This window comes from Polynucleobacter sp., from assembly GCF_018500155.2.
Lineage (GTDB): Bacteria > Pseudomonadota > Gammaproteobacteria > Burkholderiales > Burkholderiaceae > Polynucleobacter.
Window position 1 is genome coordinate 11,857 of sequence record NZ_JAHBAK020000026.1, and the last position, 17,329, is coordinate 29,185.

General features: G+C 45.6%; 17 protein-coding genes. 8 read left to right on the plus strand and 9 right to left on the minus strand.

Annotated features, from left to right (window positions below; genetic code table 11):
* Positions 1-24: 24 nt before the first annotated feature.
* The 5 genes from KIH43_RS03190 to dut are packed head-to-tail and all read left to right on the plus strand — an operon-like array spanning position 25 to position 6,037.
* Complete coding sequence (locus tag KIH43_RS03190) at positions 25-975, plus strand: bifunctional riboflavin kinase/FAD synthetase (protein WP_297717639.1); 951 nt, start codon at positions 25-27, stop codon at positions 973-975.
* Positions 968-3,829, plus strand: coding sequence for an isoleucine--tRNA ligase (gene ileS / locus KIH43_RS03195; RefSeq protein WP_297717642.1), 2,862 nt, complete (start codon positions 968-970; stop codon positions 3,827-3,829). Before KIH43_RS03190 ends, ileS begins: the two co-directional genes overlap by 8 nt.
* Before the next feature lie 23 nt (positions 3,830-3,852).
* A complete protein-coding gene (gene lspA / locus KIH43_RS03200) occupies positions 3,853-4,329 on the plus strand; it encodes a signal peptidase II (protein WP_296970140.1) in 477 nt (158 codons plus the stop codon).
* Positions 4,330-4,338: 9 nt separating this feature from the next.
* The gene (gene coaBC, locus KIH43_RS03205) at positions 4,339-5,550 is read left to right on the plus strand and encodes a bifunctional phosphopantothenoylcysteine decarboxylase/phosphopantothenate--cysteine ligase CoaBC (protein ID WP_297717645.1); all 1,212 of its coding nucleotides are present in this window, start codon (positions 4,339-4,341) and stop codon (positions 5,548-5,550) included.
* Between the two features lie 37 nt (positions 5,551-5,587).
* The gene (gene dut, locus KIH43_RS03210; RefSeq protein ID WP_296970136.1) at positions 5,588-6,037 is read left to right on the plus strand and encodes a dUTP diphosphatase; all 450 of its coding nucleotides are present in this window, start codon (positions 5,588-5,590) and stop codon (positions 6,035-6,037) included.
* A gap of 65 nt (positions 6,038-6,102) precedes the next feature.
* Here the strand turns inward: dut and KIH43_RS03215 are convergent, their stop codons facing one another.
* The 6 genes from KIH43_RS03215 to clpS all read right to left on the minus strand — a co-directional run bounded on the left by KIH43_RS03215 (position 6,103) and on the right by clpS (position 13,199).
* Positions 6,103-7,350 carry a dicarboxylate/amino acid:cation symporter gene (locus tag KIH43_RS03215; protein ID WP_296970134.1) on the minus strand — a complete coding sequence of 416 codons (1,248 nt, stop codon included), beginning with the start codon at positions 7,348-7,350 and terminating at the stop codon, positions 6,103-6,105.
* Positions 7,351-7,365: 15 nt separating this feature from the next.
* Positions 7,366-8,775 (minus strand): aspartate ammonia-lyase, encoded by a 1,410-nt coding sequence (gene aspA, locus KIH43_RS03220; protein ID WP_296970132.1) that lies wholly within the window; start codon positions 8,773-8,775, stop codon positions 7,366-7,368.
* 27 nt (positions 8,776-8,802) lie between these two features.
* Complete coding sequence (locus KIH43_RS03225) at positions 8,803-10,158, minus strand: TAXI family TRAP transporter solute-binding subunit (protein ID WP_296970130.1); 1,356 nt, start codon at positions 10,156-10,158, stop codon at positions 8,803-8,805.
* A 109-nt stretch (positions 10,159-10,267) separates the two neighbouring features.
* Positions 10,268-10,501 (minus strand): hypothetical protein, encoded by a 234-nt coding sequence (locus KIH43_RS03230; protein WP_296970128.1) that lies wholly within the window; start codon positions 10,499-10,501, stop codon positions 10,268-10,270.
* Between the two features lie 38 nt (positions 10,502-10,539).
* Entirely contained in the window at positions 10,540-12,846 is a 2,307-nt protein-coding gene (clpA, locus tag KIH43_RS03235; RefSeq protein WP_297717652.1) for an ATP-dependent Clp protease ATP-binding subunit ClpA, read from the minus strand.
* Entirely contained in the window at positions 12,843-13,199 is a 357-nt protein-coding gene (gene clpS / locus KIH43_RS03240; protein WP_296970173.1) for an ATP-dependent Clp protease adapter ClpS, read from the minus strand. The genes clpA and clpS overlap by 4 nt, the downstream gene beginning before the upstream one ends.
* A gap of 277 nt (positions 13,200-13,476) precedes the next feature.
* On the opposite strand from clpS, the gene KIH43_RS03245 reads away from it, so the two are divergent.
* Positions 13,477-13,680, plus strand: a complete 204-nt coding sequence (locus tag KIH43_RS03245) for a cold-shock protein (protein ID WP_114663009.1) — start codon at positions 13,477-13,479, stop codon at positions 13,678-13,680.
* 84 nt (positions 13,681-13,764) lie between these two features.
* Entirely contained in the window at positions 13,765-14,217 is a 453-nt protein-coding gene (locus tag KIH43_RS03250) for a DUF192 domain-containing protein (RefSeq protein WP_297717655.1), read from the plus strand.
* 66 nt (positions 14,218-14,283) lie between these two features.
* On the opposite strand, the gene KIH43_RS03255 is transcribed toward KIH43_RS03250, so the two are convergent.
* The 3 genes from KIH43_RS03255 to argF form a co-directional block, all read right to left on the minus strand.
* Positions 14,284-14,589: a pyrimidine/purine nucleoside phosphorylase gene (locus tag KIH43_RS03255; protein ID WP_296970119.1), complete on the minus strand. Its 306-nt coding sequence runs from the start codon at positions 14,587-14,589 to the stop codon at positions 14,284-14,286.
* A gap of 29 nt (positions 14,590-14,618) precedes the next feature.
* On the minus strand, positions 14,619-15,851 hold the full coding sequence (locus KIH43_RS03260; RefSeq protein WP_296970117.1) for an argininosuccinate synthase: 1,233 nt from the start codon (positions 15,849-15,851) through the stop codon (positions 14,619-14,621).
* Between the two features lie 67 nt (positions 15,852-15,918).
* A complete protein-coding gene (gene argF / locus KIH43_RS03265) occupies positions 15,919-16,866 on the minus strand; it encodes an ornithine carbamoyltransferase (protein ID WP_297717743.1) in 948 nt (315 codons plus the stop codon).
* Positions 16,867-17,014: 148 nt separating this feature from the next.
* On the opposite strand from argF, the gene KIH43_RS03270 reads away from it, so the two are divergent.
* Positions 17,015-17,329 (plus strand): DUF3579 domain-containing protein, encoded by a 315-nt coding sequence (locus KIH43_RS03270; RefSeq protein ID WP_296970115.1) that lies wholly within the window; start codon positions 17,015-17,017, stop codon positions 17,327-17,329.

Here is a 17,329-nt window from a genome sequence, read left to right on the forward strand (position 1 = left end):
GATGGCTACCCTGAAAGCGATTTTGTGAACGTATTCCGTGGCCCGACCCAGTTTTCTGCAGGACCTGCTTGTGCCCTAACCATTGGTAATTTTGATGGCGTGCACAGGGGTCATCGCGCCCTTCTCAAACAACTGGTTGATGGCGCCAAAGAGCGGGGTCTGGTCAGCTGCGTCATGACTTTTGAGCCCCACCCCAAAGAATTTTTCTCCCCAGAACAGGCCCCTCCACGCATTCTGAACTTACGAGATAAATTAGTAGCCTTAGCCGACCTCGGAATTGATCGAGTTGTAGTTGAGCATTTCAATAGCGCATTCGCCAGGCTTTCTCCCGATGAATTTGTATCTGAAATCATCGTTAAGCGACTTAATACGAAATGGATTTTGATCGGCGACGACTTTTGTTACGGAGCAAAACGGGCTGGTAATTTTGCTAGCCTTAAGGCGGCTGGTGAAAAATATGGCTTCGAGGTTTCCAGTATTCACACTGTCTTAGAGGATGGCGAGCGTATTTCAAGTTCAGCATTGCGCACTGCTCTTGCCAATGGCGATATGCAGCAAGCTGAAAAATTATTGGGGCGACCATATGGAATTTCTGGTCATGTTATTCACGGACAACAACTGGGGCGTCAATTAGGTTTCCCAACGTTGAACTTAGCCGTTGCTAATCACCTCCATCATCGTAAGCCAGCCACTACTGGAATCTTCACTGCTCGAGTATTGGGCCTTGGCCCAGAACCTCTACCAGCCGTGGCTAGCCTAGGTGTACGGCCTACCGTTGAAGATGAAGGACGCGTGCTTTTAGAAACACACATCTTTGATTTTGAGCAAGATGTTTACGGAAAAATTATCACCGTTGAACTCTTAGAAAAAATTCGTGACGAGGCCAAGTACGATGACCTCGACACACTTACAAAAGCCATCGCTGCTGACGCGATGCATGCCAGAAATTATTTCCAGAAAAAAGCATATGTCTGAAAAAGAAAATTCTTATCCCGTCAATCTTTTAGATACTGCATTTCCAATGCGAGGCGATCTTGCTAAACGCGAGCCCCAATGGGTTGCTCAATGGCAAAAAAATAAACTTTACGAAAAGATTCGCGCTGCACATGCAGGCCAACCAAAATTTATTTTGCATGATGGCCCCCCTTATGCAAACGGTGATATTCATATTGGTCATGCCGTTAACAAGATTTTGAAAGACATGATTGTCAAATCTCGTTGGCTACTGGGATATGACTCTGCTTATGTTCCGGGCTGGGATTGCCACGGCATGCCAATTGAGATTCAGATCGAAAAACAATTTGGTAAAAATCTTCCGACTGCAGAGGTGCAAGCCAAAGCCCGCGCCTACGCCCAAGTCCAGGTCGACAAACAAAAGAAAGACTTTGAGCGCCTTGGTGTGTTGGGGGACTGGAATAACCCGTACCTCACCATGAATTATCGTAATGAGGCCGATGAAATTCGTGCGCTAGGCAAGATTTGGGAAAAAGGCTACGTTTTCCGTGGTTTAAAACCCGTAAATTGGTGTTTTGATTGCGGCTCTGCACTTGCAGAAGCCGAAGTGGAATATCAAGACAAAACGGATCCTACGGTGGATGTTGGTTTTGCGTTTGATGATGCACAACGCCCACAACTGGCCAAAGCATTTGGACTTTCCGAGCTCCCTAATAAGCCAGGACAAATAGTGATTTGGACAACAACGCCCTGGACTATTCCCGCGAATCAGGCACTCAATGTTCATCCAGAAGTTATCTATGCTCTAGTAGATGCTGGAGACAAGTTACTGATTCTTGCAAAAGATCGTGCACAAACGTGTCTTGAGGATTACGACCTTGAGGGTGAAGTCATTGCAACTTGCTCTGGCGCCCAGTTAGCAAACATTTCTTTTTGGCATCCTCTAGCCCCATTGCATGATGGCTACAAACGTTTATCACCGATTTATCCGGCTGAGTACGTAACACTTGATACGGGTACCGGCATTGTTCACTCGGCTCCAGCCTATGGCGAAGAAGATTTTAAATCCTGCAAAGCAAACAAACTGGCTGATAAAGATATTCTCAACCCGGTAATGGGCAATGGTGTCTATGCATCTTGGCTGCCTCTTTTTGCCAATGAATATATTTGGAAGGCGAATCCCAAAATTGTTGAGGCAATGCGAGAAGCCGGTAGCTTATTTCGTGATAAAACTTACACTCACTCCTATATGCATTGCTGGCGCCACAAGTCGCCCATTATTTATCGCGCTACTTCGCAGTGGTTTGCCAGCATGGATAAAAAGCCATCTGATGGTAAAGCCAGTTTGCGTGAGACTGCATTAGCAGGCATTGATAGCACTGATTTCTTCCCAGCATGGGGCAAGCAACGCTTACATAGCATGATTGCCAATCGCCCCGATTGGACTTTGTCACGTCAGCGCCAGTGGGGCGTACCAATGGCCTTCTTTGTGCATAAAGAAACGGGTGATCCACATCCTCGCACCACTGAATTACTGGAGGAGGTTGCTAAGCGAGTTGAAATTGGCGGTATTGAAGCATGGCAACAACTAGAAGTTGCTGAATTACTCGGTGATGAGGCTGCCCAATACGAAAAAAATCGTGACACCCTAGATGTTTGGTTTGACTCTGGTACTACCCATTGGCATGTAATCCGCGGCTCACATCGCGATGAGCTACTGACCGCAGACGCACAAACACCCGCTGGTCGATTAGCAGATCTTTACCTTGAGGGTTCAGATCAACATCGTGGTTGGTTCCATTCCTCCCTGCTCACTGGCGCTATGTTGGACGGCAAGCCCCCATACAAAGCGCTCCTCACTCACGGCTTTACCGTTGATGGTCAAGGTCGCAAAATGAGCAAATCAGTAGGTAACGTGATTGCACCTCAACAGGTAGCTGACAAGCTCGGGGCTGAAATTATTCGACTTTGGGTTGCCTCCACTGACTATTCAGGTGAAATGACTATCTCGGATGAAATTCTCAAACGGGTCACCGAAAGCTATCGTCGCATTCGCAATACCCTTCGCTTCTTACTGGCCAATTTATCTGATTTTGATCCCACCAAGGATGCCTTACCGACTGATCAATGGCTGGAGATTGATCGCTACGCAGTTGCGCTTGCAAGTCAGTTACAAAGCGACATCGAAGCACACTACAAAGCTTATGAATTCCACCCAGCGGTAGCGAGAATGCTGACCTTCTGTTCAGAAGATCTAGGTGGTTTCTATCTCGATATCCTCAAGGATCGCCTCTACACTAGCGCACCCAATTCTCCTGATCGTAGGGCTGCTCAAAATGCTCTGTTCCATATCACTCGCAACCTATTGAAATGGCTATCACCTTTCCTCTCTTTTACTGCCGAGGAAGCATGGCAATCATTCCCACACGGCTCAGGCACTAAGCCATCAGAATCGATTTTCATGGAAGAGTTTGACCCCCTGCCCAGCATCGCTCATGCCGATGAATTATTGGCTAAATGGAACCGGATACGCGAGATTCGCTCAGAAGTGACCAAGGCTATTGAAATTGAACGTGAAGCTGGAAATGTAGGCTCATCACTGCAAGCAGAACTCACCATTAAAGTGGGAGATGTAGACTTTGCAATCTTACATTCACTAGAAAATGATCTACGCTTTGTCACGATTACCTCGAGTGCGAATATCGAACTTAGCAATGACGGCTTAGAAGTATTAGTGAAAGCTAGCCAATTCCAAAAATGTGGACGCTGCTGGCACCACACCAAAGATGTAGGTAGCAATGCAAAATACTCTGATCTTTGTGGCCGCTGCATCAGCAACCTCTTTGGCGATGGCGATCATCGACTGTTTGCGTAAAACCCAATTCCCGATACCGACCAATGCTTCGTTACCTTGCAATTGCTACCCTGACTTTGCTACTAGATCAGCTTAGCAAATGGTCGGCATTAAGCAATCTGCAATTGGGCGTTCCTGAGCCTGTTCTGCCATTTCTCAATTGGCTATTGCTATTTAATCCTGGCGCTGCATTTTCTTTTCTGGCGCAAGGCTCTGGATGGCAACGTTGGTTCTTTACCATTCTCGGAATTCTGGCGAGCGTCTATATCATTTATTTGCTACGTAAAAGCCTTGAAGATAAATTGCTCTGCGTTGCCTTAAGCCTGATTTTAGGTGGCGCACTTGGCAATGTTATCGATCGCATCATGTATGGTGCCGTTGTTGACTTTATCGACTTATATTATGCAAATTGGCACTGGCCAGCCTTTAATGTGGCTGATAGTGCTATTTGCGTTGGTGCAGCGCTCATCATTTATAGTGAATTGCGTAAGTCATTTGGCAAATCCGCCCAATCCCATTAAGCTGGCGCCATGCAATCACTTTTAAACAAAAAAATCGTTCTGGGCATATCGGGTGGCATTGCCGCCTATAAGACTCCTGAGCTTGCACGCCTATTGATGCAGGAAGGCGCCTCAGTGCAAGTGGTTATGACAGAAGCTGCTCATCAATTTGTGACCCCAGTCACAATGCAGGCAGTCACAGGCAATCCCGTATTTACGAGTCAATGGGATAACTCCATTGCAAACAATATGGCGCATATTGAGCTATCTCGCTCTGCGGACGTGATTTTAATTGCGCCAACGAGTGCTGATCTGATGGCAAAACTCTCCCTTGGCCTGGCAGATGATTTGCTCAGCACTTTATGTTTAGCAAGGGATTGTCCTTTGCTAATTGCCCCTGCAATGAATAAACAAATGTGGGAGCACTCTGCCACCCAGAGAAGTGTTGAGCGTCTCGAACAAGATGGCGTCGGTTTACTTGGCCCAGCCAGTGGTTTTCAAGCTTGCGGAGAAGTGGGCATGGGTCGTATGCTCGAACCGGCAGAAATTACAGAACAAGTCATCGCTTTTTTTCAAAAGAAAGTGTTACTTGGGAAAAAAATCGTCATTACTGCAGGACCCACATTTGAGGCAATCGATCCCGTACGTGGAATTACAAACCATAGCTCAGGAAAAATGGGTTTTGCAATTGCTAAAGCGGCCCTAGAAGCTGGTGCACAGGTCCATCTCATTGCTGGCCCTTGTGAATTACCCACACCACTAGAAGCTACTGGAAAAATCACTCGCACTAACGTTGTGAGCGCTAAAGAAATGCATGCGGCGGCTTTGAGCGAAATGGATTGTGATGTATTTTTTGCTGTTGCCGCAGTAGCAGATTGGGGCATTGCTAAGCCAGCCAAAGAGAAAATCAAGCGGCAGGGCAAAGAAGCCCCCACTATTGAATTTGTTGCGAACCCCGACATATTGCAAGATGTTGCCAAGACGGCCAAAAACAAAGGGGGTAAACCTTTACCTTACTGCGTTGGTTTTGCCGCAGAATCTAGCGACCTCGAAAAACATGCTGACGAGAAACGCAAACGCAAGGGTATTCCAATGATTGTTGGCAATATTGGGCCAGATACATTTGGTAGCGATCTCAATCAACTGCTCGTGATAGATGATAGTGGCAGCAAAAAATTGGCCAAGGCTGAAAAATTACAGTTAGCACGCCAACTCATCGCACTAGTCGCTAAGAAAATTTAAGTCTCGTTTTTTATTATTCCCAGTTTTAGGAAAATCTATGCAATCACTACAGGTCAAAATTCTCGACGAACGTATGCGCACTCAATTGCCAACATATGGCACACCCGGCAGTGCTGGACTGGATTTGCGCGCTTGCATAGATGAGACAATTGAGATTGCCCCTGGTCAAACCGTCTTGGTTCCTACGGGCCTAGCGATCTATGTAGAAGATCCACGCTACGCTGCATTCATACTGCCTCGCTCAGGCCTTGGCCATAAACATGGCATCGTCCTAGGCAATTTGGTTGGCTTAATTGACTCAGATTACCAAGGCCAATTGATGGTGAGCACCTGGAACCGTGGCTCAACCCCCTTTAAACTAGAGCCCATGGAACGTCTGGCTCAACTGGTGGTGATGCCCGTTCAGCAAGTAGAGCTCAAAGTAGTTGAGGAGTTCACTGAGAGCAGTCGCGGCGCAGGCGGATTTGGCAGCACCGGTAGAAGCTAATTCCCCATAAATCAATCGGCGCCTAGGGCGCCGATTGAAGAATATAAAAAAGATAACGAACCTATTTATCCAGAATGTGAGTGATGGGGATCTAATTCACCCTCCCATTTGGAGATCACAGCAGTTGCCAGACCATTTCCTAATACATTGGTAGCAGAGCGCGCCATATCTAGGAAATGATCAATCCCTAGAATTAATAAAACACCGGCCTCAGGCAAATTAAATTGCGAGAGCGTTGCCGCAATCACTACTAGCGAAGCTCGCGGCACACCGGCAATACCCTTGGAAGTAATCATCAATACCAAAAGCATTAACAATTGCTGAGATAAGGGCATATCAATGGAGTAGACCTGCGCAATAAAAACGGCAGCAAAAGAGCAATACATCATTGAACCATCAAGATTAAAAGAGTAGCCAATAGGTAATACAAATGAAGCAATCTTATTTTTGCAACCAAAGCGCTCTACTTGCTCCAGGGTCATTGGATAAGCAGCCTCAGAGCTTGCAGTAGTAAAAGCAAGCAAAATGGGTTGACGCAACATGGATACCAAGTGGAATGTACGCGCCTTTAGCACTAATGCGCTAATAAAAATAATTGCGAGCCATAACATCAAAATTGACAGATAAAAACTACCCATAAATCTGCCATAAGTTACCAAAATATCGAGGCCATTTGCCGCAATGACTGTTGATACAGCAGCAAATACAGCCACTGGCGCAAATTTCATGACAGCAGTCGTAATCTTGAGCATGATGTGAGAAAGCATATCGAGGTTACGAATAAATTCTTCAGCTCGATTACCAAAACTGCCTGCCGCAACACCAAAAAACACAGCAAAGACTACGATTTGCAAAATTTCGTTTTTGCCCATCGCATCAAAAATACTGCTTGGGAAAATATGCTGCACAAAATGACGCAAATTAAAGCCGCTCTTATCTATCCCCGAACTAGCGCTGATTTCCGGTATAGGTAAATTCACGCCAATACCTGGCTCCAAAAGATTAACCATCAGCAAACCGAGCAGTAAGGAAACAAAAGACATGGAAATAAACCATCCAAACGTCTTAAGACCAACGCGCCCTATCGTTGCCGCATCTCCCATTCTGGAGATACCCACTACTAACGTACTAAATACCAACGGCGCAATAATCATTTTGATTAAGCGCAAAAACACGTCTGTGAGAACCGAAACATACTCCACGTACTGCACCGCAAATCCTGACGCCGTACCGTGAGCAAAAACAAGATATCCCACAATGATTCCCAGAATCATTGCGCCAAGGATAAAGTGGGTTAATTTTTTAGATGTCATTGTTATCCTTGTGAGTTACTTTCCTTGAATACCTGGCGCAGTTAACACTGCAGGACTGAGAATTTTATCCAATGTGGCTTTATCCATCAGTCCAAGCTCCAATACGAGATCTGCTACGGAGCAATTTTCTTGTAGCGCCCTCTTGGCAATCATGGTGGCATTTTCATAACCCAAGTAGGGATTTAAGGCGGTCGCTAAACCCGCAGAAGTTCTGACACGCTCAGCCAATACCTCGCGATTAGCTGTAATCCCAATCACGCAATGTGTTTTCAAGGTATTACATGCCGCTGTGAGATGCTCAATGCTCTTAAATAAGCTATGTGCAATGATGGGCTCAAAGGCATTGAGCTGCAATTGACCTCCTTCTGCTGCCATCGTAATGGTCACATCATTACCAATCACTTCAAACGCAACTTGATTCACCACCTCAGGAATCACTGGGTTTACCTTGCCAGGCATGATTGACGAACCAGCAGCCCGCGGTGGCAGTCGAATTTCATTTAAACCTGCTTGAGGGCCGCTGGATAACAAACGTAAGTCGTTGCAAATCTTCGAAAGCTTCACCGCAATACGTTTAAGCACACCAGATAGCTGCACAAATGCGCCACAATCCTGCGTCGCCTCAATTAAATTTGGAGAAATAACAACATTCACTCCTGAAATTTTCCTCAAATGCGCAATTGCCAACTTTGCATAATTCACATCCGTATTAATTCCCGTACCGATTGCTGTGGCCCCCAAATTAATTTCCGCAATCAAAGAGATGGCCTCTTTTAGGCGCTCTTCATCCTCACGAATCATGACTGCATATGTAGAAAATTCCTGCCCCAAGGTCATGGGAACAGCATCTTGCAGTTGGGTACGGCCAATTTTGAGAATATCCTTAAACTCCTCTGCCTTTTTTGCAAATGCATCACTCAAAGAATGCATCGCAGTAAGCAAAGTCGGTATGGCTAAGCAGGTAGCCAAACGCAGCGAGGTGGGATAAACATCGTTCGTGCTTTGCGACATGTTGACATCATTAATAGGATGCAGTTTTGCGTAATCCCCTTTTTGGTACCCCAAAATTTCTAGGGCGCGGTTGGCAATCACTTCGTTTGCATTCATATTGGTTGATGTACCTGCGCCACCCTGAATAACATCCACCACAAACTGGTCATGAAGCTTGCCAGACTCAATTTCATGGCATGCAGCAATGATGGCTTCTGCCTTTTTGGGATCCAAATGCCCTAACTCTAAATTGGCTTTGGCAGCCGCTTCTTTAACGTACGCTAATGATTTAATGAGATCAGCATAACTCCCAATCACTTTGCCAGTAATGGGGTAGTTTTCAATCGCTCTTAATGTATGAATGCCCCAATAGGCATCGGCGGGAACCTGCGCATCCCCCAATAGATCATGTTCTGGCCTGGTCATCTTTGTCATGTCTGTCTCCGCTTAAGATAAAAATATTCAATTGTTTTGAATTGCTGCACTCTGAATCTTGATTCGCAATAAGTTCACCGCATTCAGAAAGCTAAAGTAAGCCGCTTCTTCAGATACCGGCACCCCACCATGGATGGCTTGTGTATTAATCTCGTCCAAACGCTTGAGCATAGCTTCTCTTTCAGCAACGGTGATTGGCTCGCGCTGCAGACGCTGCTCCATTTCCAAAAGCTCCTTGTAATGAGGAATCTCTCTCAAACTAAAGCGAAATCTTCTGAAGTGAATATTTAATTTAATGAATGGGTAGAAAAGCGCAAGGATGGTTAACAGCAACACCCAAAAGCGATCCACAAACCCTGCTAGCCAGTAGGGCAAATACCGCATTGCATGTGGGGGTCCGTAGTCATAGAAATGCTCAGCAACCGGGCTAATCGGAATAGAGGGATCGCGATAAGTTGGAAATTCATTGCGCTTGGCAAAAAATAAATTGGGAGAGATGCGATTCGCATCCTTTGCTGCCATCAAGATCGCCAGTTGCAAATCGGGGTGCATTGAACGCTTAACGACCAAACTCGTAGTGGTGGCCAATAAAGTCAGGTCTTTGTGCGGAAGATGTTTAAGCACATCCAGAGAATCAGCAGGTAAGGCCAGGGTGACAAAGGAATTATTCTGCCTTGCAAAAGCAAGTGCATTTTTAAAATCGAAGATCGCAATATTGGGTGTTGTTAATAAATCTTTGGTAATGGGATCCCAATGTGTTGAAACTAAAACCAAAACATCAATTTCTCCACTTTTGAGCTTTTCTTGATTGGCCAACATCGTATTGGATACAAAATGGGGATTGCCTTCTACATCAATTCCCATCATTTCAAATATCTTTTTGGCTATGCGATACGAGCCACTTTGAGTGGGGCCGAGCCCCACTTTGTGCTTAGCCAAAGCTTCAAGAGACTGTATTTCGCCGATTTTGTTTTTGTTATACAAAACCCATACAGGCTCATAGCCCACACTACCGAGAGAATAAATCCCTTGTAGTTCGCCCTCTTGCAAGGCCAGGCCATATGTAAAACCTGCATTTGCAGCATCGCTATCATTATTTAAGCGAGTCACATTTTCAACCGCGCCCTCTGTATTGAGAACGGTAATATTTAATCCATTTTTATGCAGAATGTCCGCAGTTGCTTTAGCAAGGACATTCCAATCAGAATTGGGATAGCCCGATAAAAAATAGATATCGCGATTGGGAAATGGCTTTAAATAAATCAGCAACCCGATAGCTGCTACCAAGAATGTTGCTGCAAGTAGCTTTGACTCTTTAATCTCTTCTTTAATTGCCCGTATTTCGTCACGAATGACAATTTTTAGATATCCAAGAGTATTCATAGGGCTCGCTAATGATTTTTCTTCATTCTAGACTGAGAATCTACTGTGCCACTGAAAATGCCATGAAAAAAGCCACCCGCAGGTGGCTTCTATCTTTGCCTCGAATGCCTTATTTACGAATATGCGCGTGACGAGCGGCATCTTGCGACATGCCAGCACCCTTACCTTCACGAGATTCTTTCTCTGCACTAATTTCCTTGCGGCGCTCTTTGCATGAACCTGCGATTTCCTGTAAGGCTTTACGAGCGCGCGCGGCCGAAGCCTTGATGCCTTTACCCAAAAACTTTTCATTCTCGGCCTTATAAGTTTCAAAAGCTTCTAATAATTTATCGTGGTGCGACATATTCTTCCTTTTTTATGAATTGTGTTGGCAAATAACGCTTAAATTTCCTCTGCAGGAGCAATATCAATCTTGCTAGCTTTACCTGGCAATTTAGGGGCTTCAAAGTTCAACAGCACCTTACCTTCGGTATCAATATCGACATCCACATGACCGCCTTGCGCTAATCTACCAAAGAGTAATTCATCAGCCAAGGCCTTACGAACAGTATCTTGAATAATGCGCTGCATTGGACGAGCGCCCATTAGCGGATCAAAACCATGTTTTGCCAAATGGGCACGCAATGCAGGACTAAAAGTAGCATCCACTTTCTTCTCATGGAGTTGCTCTTCTAGCTGCATGAGGAACTTATCAACCACACGCATGATGATGGTTTCATCAAGCGCCTTAAATGACACGATGGCATCTAGGCGATTGCGGAACTCTGGCGTGAAAAACTTCTTAATATCAGCCATCTCATCACCGGACTCGCGTGCATTGGTAAAGCCGATAGTGGATTTTTGCATCGCTTCGGCGCCCGCATTAGTAGTCATAATGATGATGACATTTCTAAAGTCAGTCTTACGGCCATTGTTGTCAGTCAATGTGCCATGATCCATCACCTGCAAAAGAATATTGAAAATATCTGGATGAGCTTTTTCAATCTCATCGAGTAAGAGCACGCAATGCGGCTTTTTATTAACCGCCTCGGTCAGAAGACCGCCTTGGTCAAAGCCAACATATCCTGGTGGCGCACCAATTAATCGACTGACTGCATGACGCTCCATGTATTCAGACATATCAAAGCGTAATAACTCAATACCCATGATGTATGCGAGTTGTTTTGCAACCTCTGTTTTGCCTACACCAGTGGGGCCAGAGAATAAAAATGAACCAATTGGGCGATCTACCTTTCCAAGACCTGCGCGCGTCATCTTAATGGCGCTCGCCAATGCTTCGATCGCAGGATCCTGACCAAAGACAACGCTCTTGATGTCACGATCTAAGGTTTGCAATTTACTGCGATCGTCCACTGTTACTGATTGAGGTGGTATGCGCGCAATCTTCGCAACGATCTCCTCAATCTCTGGGCGACCAATCGTTTTCTTTTGTTTTGACTTAGGCAAAATACGCTGTGCAGCGCCCGCCTCATCTATCACATCAATTGCCTTGTCCGGCAAATGGCGGTCATTGATATAACGCGCAGATAACTCTGCTGCTGCCACCAACGCACCAGCTGCGTACTTCACACTATGGTGCTCCTCAAAGCGAGATTTGAGCCCGCGCAAAATTTGCACGGTTTGATCTACAGTCGGCTCTACGACATCCACTTTTTGGAAACGGCGTGATAGAGCAGCATCCTTTTCAAAAATGCCACGGTATTCAGTAAAGGTGGTAGCGCCAATACATTTAAGTTGTCCATTAGAAAGCGCTGGCTTCAGTAAATTGCTAGCGTCCAGAGTTCCACCAGATGCAGCACCGGCACCAATCAAAGTATGAATCTCATCGATGAACAAAATGCCATGTGCATGATCTTTTAATGACTTCAGAACACTCTTTAAGCGCTGCTCAAAATCACCGCGGTATTTAGTGCCTGCCAAGAGCGCGCCCATGTCTAAAGAATAGACCGTGGCATTTGCCAAAATTTCTGGCACATCACCTTTCACAATTCTCCAAGCCAGTCCCTCGGCAATGGCAGTTTTACCCACACCAGCCTCGCCAACAAGCAACGGATTATTTTTGCGACGACGGCAAAGCACCTGGATTACCCTCTCAACCTCACCCTCGCGGCCAATCAAAGGATCAATCTTGCCTTGACGAGCCATCGCATTGAGATTTTGAGTGTATTGGTCTAGCGGGCTTTCTTTTCCAGAAGACGCTGCTTCTTCAGACTCTTGAGTGTTGTCTGCAGGCTTAACATGCTCTGCTTGATCTTTGCGCACACCGTGACTAATAAAGTTCACAACGTCCAAACGCGTCACACCTTGCTGTTGCAAGAAGTAGACTGCATGTGAATCTTTTTCACCAAAGATGGCAACCAATACGTTTGCGCCAGTCACTTCTTTTTTTCCATTTGAAGTTGACTGAACATGCATGATGGCGCGTTGTATCACTCGCTGAAACCCAAGAGTAGGTTGGGTATCAACCTCATCAGCTCCTGGCACCACTGGAGTGTTGTCATTAATAAAGTTCTTCAGTTGAGCGCGCAACTCAGAAATATTCACGGCGCAAGCCTTTAAGACCTCGACCGCAGTGGCATTATCTAAAAGGGCGGCTAGCAAATGCTCGACAGTAATAAATTCATGTCTTGATGCCCGCGCGTCCACGAACGCCATGTGCAAACTGACTTCTAGTTCTTGGGCAATCATGCTTCCTCCATAGTGCACTGTAATGGGTGACCCGCTTCTCGGGATAGTTCAATCACTTGATGCACCTTTGTGGCAGCAACATCACGTGTGAATATTCCACACACGCCCTTACCAACCAAATGTACTTGCAACATAATGCGCGTTGCTGTTTCGTGATCCTTATTAAAGTACTCCTGAATAACCATCACCACAAACTCCATTGGTGTGTAGTCATCGTTCAATAACAAAACTTTATACATTGATGGAGCCTTAACTTGCTCGACCTGTTTTTCGAGAAGAAGGGTGTCCTCAACGTAGGGATTAGCCGGAATTCCGGTAGTGGGATTTTTGGGTGCGCGACTCATGAGAAACATTCTAAACACAGATATCTAAACTTGATTTGTGGGGGCTCTTGTTGCGAAAAACCCTCAAAATCCCCTCTTTCACCCATATTGGGGCATTTTTCTACAAAAAAAGGGGTAATTACTGAGGGGTATGCCCCCATAACTCCTTGACACCCCTACAAAAAGGGCAAACAATCGGGGGGTAGACCTCAAAAAAGGTTCTATTTAGGCGTGTTGTGGATTGAGACTGATTAAAAAAGTATTTACCCTCATCACGGTTGTTTTAAGTTTATGTAATGGAGTTCGCATGGCGACCGGAATTGTTAAGTGGTTCAATGATGCAAAAGGTTTTGGTTTTATCAAACCTGATGATGGTGAAGAAGAGTTGTTTGCGCATTTCAGCGCAATCACAATGCCTGGGTTTAAAACACTCAAGGAAAACCAAAAGGTAACATTTGACGTTACCCAAGGCCCTAAAGGCAAACAAGCTACCAATATCCAAGCGGCTTAATAGTCCTTAGATCATTATGAAAAACCCAGGATTCATTCCTGGGTTTTTTTTCGTCTGTAGTTTCTCTCACTTAAAATCTCTTTCATGCAACTTATTCAATACCTTACTCACCCTATCCTAGCGATTGCTCTCTTTTTAAGCGCTCCCTTTGCGTTAGCACAAGTCAATACCGGCTTACCTACCGTAGAACTAAAAGCAGGGATTTACCGCATCCAAGCAGAGCTTGCTGATACACCCAAGGCTCGAGAAGTTGGCCTCATGAACCGTACCAGCATGCCAACCAACTCTGGAATGTTATTTGTTTTTGAGCAAAAAGCGGGGCATTGCTTTTGGATGAACAACACTAAGATACCCCTCTCCATCGCATTTATCGCTGATGATGGCAAGATTGTGAACATCGAAGAAATGCAAGCAGAGACTCTTAACAATCACTGTCCTAAAGCGGCCATCCGTTACGCCTTAGAGATGAACAAGCAGTGGTTTTTAGATAGGGCAATTGTGCCCGGCACCATTATTACCGGGCTTCCTAAAAACTAAATCAGTAAATGAAGACAATAAAAAACGCAGACCTCAGTCTGCGTTTTTTAATTAGTGCCAACAGGTTTATTCGAAGTGGCAAACATAGTGCACTGGCTGCTCGGCGCGGATTACAAAATACCCGCCTTTCTCGACCTCCCAGCTCTGACCAGACTTAAATTCTTTTTCTGGGGCGCCATTGATGCTGACATAAGCCGTTCCATCAACCACTTCCATGATTTCTTTAGTGCCTAGATCAAAGCGCAATGTGCTTGGTAGAACCACGCCAACCGATTTACGCACTCCATTAGGGAGGGTTACGGTATGTGAGACGCACTTGCCATCAAAAAATACATTGGCCTTTTTACCCACTGAAACTTGATCAAATTGCATCTGATTTCCTTCTATTCTGTTGATGTTGGTTATTTCTTGGCACGTTTACGCTTAGCTGTTTCTGCGATACGCATCCGCAGCGCATTGAGCTTAATAAAACCACCGGCATCGGCTTGGTTGTAAGCGCCGCCATCATCATCAAAGGTCGCGATATTTTGATCAAACAAAGTATTCGCTGAGTCACGAGAGATGACGGATACTGAACCCTTATAGAGTTTCAAGCGCACTACACCGTTTACCATTTGTTGAGTGTGATCAATCAGTGTCTGCAGCGCAATTCGCTCTGGAGACCACCATAAGCCGTTATAAATAAGGCTGGCATAACGCGGCATTAAGTCATCTTTTAAATGTGCCACTTCGCGATCAAGGGTAATACTCTCGATGCCACGATGAGCCTTCAACAAAATGGTGCCGCCAGGGGTTTCATAGCAACCGCGGCTCTTCATGCCAACAAAGCGGTTCTCAACGAGATCGAGACGGCCGATACCATGTTTACCGCCTACGCGATTGAGCTCTGCCAATAATTCATGTGGTTTGTAGGCTTTGCCATTAATGGCAACGGGATCACCAGATTTAAATTCAATCTCAATAATCTCAGGGGCATCTGGCGCTTTTTCAGGAGAAACGGTCCAACGCCACATTGACTCTTCTGCTTCAGCATTAGGATCCTCAAGGTGACGACCCTCATAACTGATATGCAATAAGTTGGCGTCCATAGAGTAAGGGGAGCCACCTTGCTTATGCTTCATTTCCACAGGAATGCCATGCTTTTCTGCATAGGCCATTAATTTTTCACGGGAGAGTAAATCCCATTCACGCCATGGCGCAATGACTTTAATACCTGGCTCAAGAGCGTAGTAGCCAAGCTCAAAACGCACTTGATCATTCCCTTTGCCAGTAGCGCCATGAGAAACAGAATCTGCGCCAGTTAAACGGGCGATTTCAATCTGGCGTTTTGCAATTAAGGGGCGAGCAATAGAGGTTCCTAAAAGATACTCGCCTTCATAGATCGTGTTGGCACGAAACATGGGGAACACAAAGTCGCGCACAAACTCTTCACGCAAGTCATCGATAAAGATATTTTCCGGCTTAATTCCAAACTGCAAGGCCTTGGCACGGGCAGGCTCCAGCTCTTCACCCTGACCTAGGTCGGCAGTAAAAGTCACAATCTCACAACCATAGGTATCTTGAAGCCATTTCAAAATGACGCTGGTATCTAAACCACCGGAATACGCTAAGACTGCTTTTTTAATATCAGACATGTTTTCTTATTCAATCAAAAATAAATTGCAACGAATTATTTAGTATTTTATTGCTTTCGTTTTTCTCTTAATCCAATCGGCCGCAAAGCAAATACTCCATGAGCGCCTTTTGAACATGCAAACGATTCTCAGCCTCTTCCCAAACAATACTTTGGGGGCCATCTATTACACCGGCAGACACCTCTTCGCCGCGATGCGCTGGTAAACAATGCATAAATAGCGCATTGGGCTTGGCTACTGCCATTAGCTCCTCATCCACCATCCACTCTTTAAAAGCATTCATGCGCGAAGTATTTTCATCTTCGTAACCCATGCTGGTCCAGACATCGGTCGTCACCAGATCGGCATCTTTGCAAGCATCTTTGGGGTCTACACAAATCGTTAAATATTGGCTTGCATTCTTTCCCAAACGAGCTGGGTCTAATTGATATCCGGGAGGTGCTGAAAACCGTAACTTAAAATCCAAACATTGTGCCGCCTGAATCCAGGTATACGCCATGTTATTGGCATCGCCCACCCAAGCGACAGTTTTTCCTTGAATGGGACCACGCGCCTCAACAAAGGTAAAGATATCTGCCAACACTTGGCATGGGTGGTATTCATTAGTCAAACCGTTTATCACGGGGACACGCGAGTTGGCAGCAAAACGCTCGACAATCTCTTGGCCAAAAGTACGAATCATGATGATGTCGGTCATTCGTGAAATGACCTGAGCAGCGTCCTCTACAGGCTCGCCCCTGCCTAGCTGAGTATCACGTGTGTTCAGATAGACAGCATGGCCACCTAACTGATGTATCCCCGCCTCAAACGAGAGACGAGTACGGGTAGAGTGCTTTTCAAAAATCATGGCCAAAGTGCGATCATGCAATGGATGCCAAGTCTCGTAACTCTTAAACTTCGCTTTTAACCATGCTGATCTTTTCAGTAAGTAGTCATATTCGTCTCGAGTGAGATCGGCAAACTCGAGATAGTGCTTTACCTGACCGGGCACTTGGGGCTTTGCCAGAGATGTCATAGTTGAGCTTTCTACTAAAGTTTTGGCTTGCATTTTTTTCTTAAAACCTTCGACTGCACGAAAATAGAACATACAGTCATCTTACGGCCACCTCAGGCTGTTAAGCTAGAGGGCTTAGTCATACTGATTTCACAAACTTCACGTCAATTTGAACCACAAAAAGCTTTTCATTCAAGGCATTACCACTTCTGGCAAACCATTTCGGCCTAGTGATTGGGCGGAGCGTCTTTGCGGGGTGATGGCTACTTTTCGCCCTCCAGGAGATGCTGGAGACCCTCGCTTCACTTATTCACCCTACGTCAGACCAGTGCTTATTGCAAAAGTGAAATGCGTTGTTATTGATACCAGACTAGGCGACCTCGATCCAAGAGCGCTCGACTTTGTCATGAACTTTGCCAAAGACAACAGCCTACCGATAGAAGAGGCCTGCGAGTTTGAACCCAAACCCCAAACCCAGCCCTAA

Bases quoted from the DNA above. Each gene is read 5' to 3' on its own strand.
- ileS (WP_297717642.1), top strand. From the start codon at position 968: ATGTCTGAAAAAGAAAATTCTTATCCCGTCAATCTTTTAGATACTGCA.
- lspA (WP_296970140.1), top strand. From the start codon at position 3,853: ATGCTTCGTTACCTTGCAATTGCTACCCTGACTTTGCTACTAGATCAG.
- coaBC (WP_297717645.1), top strand. From the start codon at position 4,339: ATGCAATCACTTTTAAACAAAAAAATCGTTCTGGGCATATCGGGTGGC.
- dut (WP_296970136.1), top strand. From the start codon at position 5,588: ATGCAATCACTACAGGTCAAAATTCTCGACGAACGTATGCGCACTCAA.
- KIH43_RS03215 (WP_296970134.1), bottom strand. From the start codon at position 7,350: ATGACATCTAAAAAATTAACCCACTTTATCCTTGGCGCAATGATTCTG.
- aspA (WP_296970132.1), bottom strand. From the start codon at position 8,775: ATGACAAAGATGACCAGGCCAGAACATGATCTATTGGGGGATGCGCAG.
- KIH43_RS03225 (WP_296970130.1), bottom strand. From the start codon at position 10,158: ATGAATACTCTTGGATATCTAAAAATTGTCATTCGTGACGAAATACGG.
- KIH43_RS03230 (WP_296970128.1), bottom strand. From the start codon at position 10,501: ATGTCGCACCACGATAAATTATTAGAAGCTTTTGAAACTTATAAGGCC.
- clpA (WP_297717652.1), bottom strand. From the start codon at position 12,846: ATGATTGCCCAAGAACTAGAAGTCAGTTTGCACATGGCGTTCGTGGAC.
- clpS (WP_296970173.1), bottom strand. From the start codon at position 13,199: ATGTTTCTCATGAGTCGCGCACCCAAAAATCCCACTACCGGAATTCCG.
- KIH43_RS03245 (WP_114663009.1), top strand. From the start codon at position 13,477: ATGGCGACCGGAATTGTTAAGTGGTTCAATGATGCAAAAGGTTTTGGT.
- KIH43_RS03250 (WP_297717655.1), top strand. From the start codon at position 13,765: ATGCAACTTATTCAATACCTTACTCACCCTATCCTAGCGATTGCTCTC.
- KIH43_RS03255 (WP_296970119.1), bottom strand. From the start codon at position 14,589: ATGCAATTTGATCAAGTTTCAGTGGGTAAAAAGGCCAATGTATTTTTT.
- KIH43_RS03260 (WP_296970117.1), bottom strand. From the start codon at position 15,851: ATGTCTGATATTAAAAAAGCAGTCTTAGCGTATTCCGGTGGTTTAGAT.
- argF (WP_297717743.1), bottom strand. From the start codon at position 16,866: ATGACATCTCTGGCAAAGCCCCAAGTGCCCGGTCAGGTAAAGCACTAT.